Annotated in this window: 2 protein-coding genes; one reads left to right on the forward strand and one right to left on the reverse strand. The window is 64.0% G+C overall.

The genetic code is table 11. From position 1 onward, the window contains the following. Positions 1-1,062, reverse strand: a 1,062-nt coding sequence (locus WC739_RS25335) for an ROK family protein (RefSeq protein WP_372955728.1), incomplete at its 3' end; no start/stop codon positions are given. Between the two features lie 245 nt (positions 1,063-1,307). Between WC739_RS25335 and WC739_RS25340 the strand changes: the two genes are divergently transcribed. Next, positions 1,308-2,577, forward strand: a 1,270-nt coding sequence (locus tag WC739_RS25340; RefSeq protein WP_372955729.1) for a sugar ABC transporter ATP-binding protein, incomplete at its 3' end; no start/stop codon positions are given.

Below are 2,577 nucleotides of genomic sequence, written 5' to 3' on the forward strand. Positions count from 1 at the left end.
CACCCTCGCCAGTAGCTCCAGATGGATCGGCCGCGGCAGGATGCTGTCGAGAACGATCGCTTCGATGTCGATGACGGAGGTGATGGCGATGATCGCCTCGACCAGCGCGTTGGCGCAATCTTCGAGCCATTCGAACAATGGCTCGCGCGCCCCAGGCGGCAGCGGGTCCAGTTCCCGCACGCGATTGATCTCGATGCCGCGGGACTTGAGATGATTGACCAGCACATAGATGGAGGCGCGGTGCAGCAGGCTCTGGTAGCGCGCCGGCTTGGCCGCCACCGAATCGAGGCTTGAAGGCGAGACCGGCAACGGGCCAAGCGCAGCGGTGTTGCCATGTGGACCAGTGTGGACCTTGCCGCCTTGCACAAGCCCGCCGCCGACAAAAGTGTCGATCGAGATATGCATGAAGTCGCGGAAACGCGCGCCGGCCCCCTGGATGAGTTCGGCCAGCGCTGCCGACGACGCGTCGTTTTCCACGAAAACTGGAGCGTTGGGCCCCGTGGCGAAGAATGTCGTCAGGTCGATTGCCTCCCAGCGGCTGCCGAGGTCGTCGGGAAAGCCGAGCTCCTCGCTCCAGCCGCCGAGGAAATAGGGCGAAGCGATGCCGACGCCGACAATGCTGGCATCGCCAAGCCCGGCGACCACCTTGCCGAAATTCGCAAGCGACATATTTCCGGCCCTGAGCACCATATCGGGATCCGGAAACCGGTATTCGTGCGACTCGCGCGCGCGGACCTCGCCGGCAAAGTCGACAAGCACGGCCTCTAGCGCACGCCGGCCGATCTTGATGCCGACGCTGTAGATGCGCTCCGGCGTTAGCCTGTAGAGTGTGGAAGGAGATCCGCGTTGCCCGAACCTTTTTCCAACTTGCTTTACGAAACCAGAGGCCTCCAGCCCGTCGACAATGGTTGCCACCGCAGCCGGTGTAAGGTTCGCCGCGCGCGCCAGATCGGACTTGGAAGCCTCCTTCAGCCGGCGAATGGCATCCAGCACAAAACGCTCATTGTAGTGCCGAACCTTGACGGAATTACTGCCTTTTCCAGACAAAACCGGCGTCTCCATTCATGTCTCGCGGCGCCACGCGGACCGCTGGGAGATGTCAAGCTGCTGCAATCGTGGCACTCCAGCCTTGCACGTCCGCAGCGCGACAGTGCCTCCCGGGGCAGCGGAAGTCAATTTTACGGTTGCGGGCCTGGAGCATTTAATATAGCAAATTGAAAAAAGAACAACAACTGGGAGGAGAGGTGCTGGACTCAGGCACACATAGCCAGGCCGACGCCACGGTACAGCGAAACGTGGCTGTCCCCGTGGCCCTCGTTCAGGCCACAAAGGCCTTTGGCGGCACCATCGCCCTCAAGGACGCCTCCTTCGAATTGCGCGCCGGCGAGGTGCTGGCGTTGCTTGGCGAAAACGGCGCCGGCAAAAGCACGTGCGTGAAGCTGCTGGCCGGTGTGCACGCTCCCACCGGCGGCCATGTCGAAGTCGACGGCAAGCCCGTGTTGTTCCATTCCCCGCACGACGCCCAGGCCGCCGGCATCGCGGTCATGCACCAGCATCCCGGCCTGTTCCCAGACCTGTCGGTTGCAGAAAACATCTATCTCGGCCACATGCCGCGCGACCGCTTCGGCGGCATCGACAACGCAGCCATCCTGGCCGGCGCGCGCAAGGTGCTGGCGACGGTCGGTCTCGACGTGCCGGCCGAAACAAGGCTGGGAACGTTGCGCACTTCCGAACAGCAATTGGTCGAGATCGCCCGCGCGCTCTCGCTCGACGCGCGCGTGCTGATCATGGACGAGCCCACGGCGGCCCTGTCGCAGCGCGAGGTCGAGCGGCTGTTCACAGTCGTTGCCGATCTCCGGCTGCATGGCGTGGCGATGATGTTCGTCGGCCATCGCATGGACGAGATCTTCCGCATCGCCGACCGCATCGCGGTGCTGCGCGACGGCCGCCTTGTCGGCGTCAAGCCGAAGGCGGAGCTCGGCCGTGCCGCCGCCATCAGCATGATGGTCGGCCGCGAACTGACCGACCTCTATCCCGAACGGCGCCACGCCACCGGCGCGCTGGTACTCGAGGCAAGGGGGCTGTCGCGCGCCGGCGGCTTTTCCGGCATCGATCTCAAGCTCCACGCCGGAGAGGTGCTCGGGCTAGGCGGCCTGGTCGGCAGCGGGCGGACCGAGATCGCGCGCGTGCTGTTCGGCATCGACCAGCCGGATGCCGGCGAAATCCTGATCGACGGCAAAGCTCAGCGCTTCGCAACTGCGCGCGACGCTATGGATGCGCGCATTGCCTATGTCTCGGAAGACCGCATGGGCCAGAGCCTGGTGATGGATTTCTCGATCCTCGACAACGCGGTGCTGCCCATTCTCGACAAGGCCGCACCGGCCGGTTTTTACGGCACGGATCGCGCCATCGATTTGGTCGCGGGCTGGCTGAAACGGATGAAGTTGCGCTTCTCCAGTTACGAGCAGCCGGTCAAGGAATTGTCCGGCGGCAACCAGCAGAAAGTGGTGCTGGCCAAATGGCTTCGCACCGAGCCGCGTGTCCTGATCCTCGACGAGCCGACGCAAGGCATAGATG

This window comes from Mesorhizobium sp., from assembly GCF_041661565.1.
Lineage (GTDB): Bacteria > Pseudomonadota > Alphaproteobacteria > Rhizobiales > Rhizobiaceae > Mesorhizobium.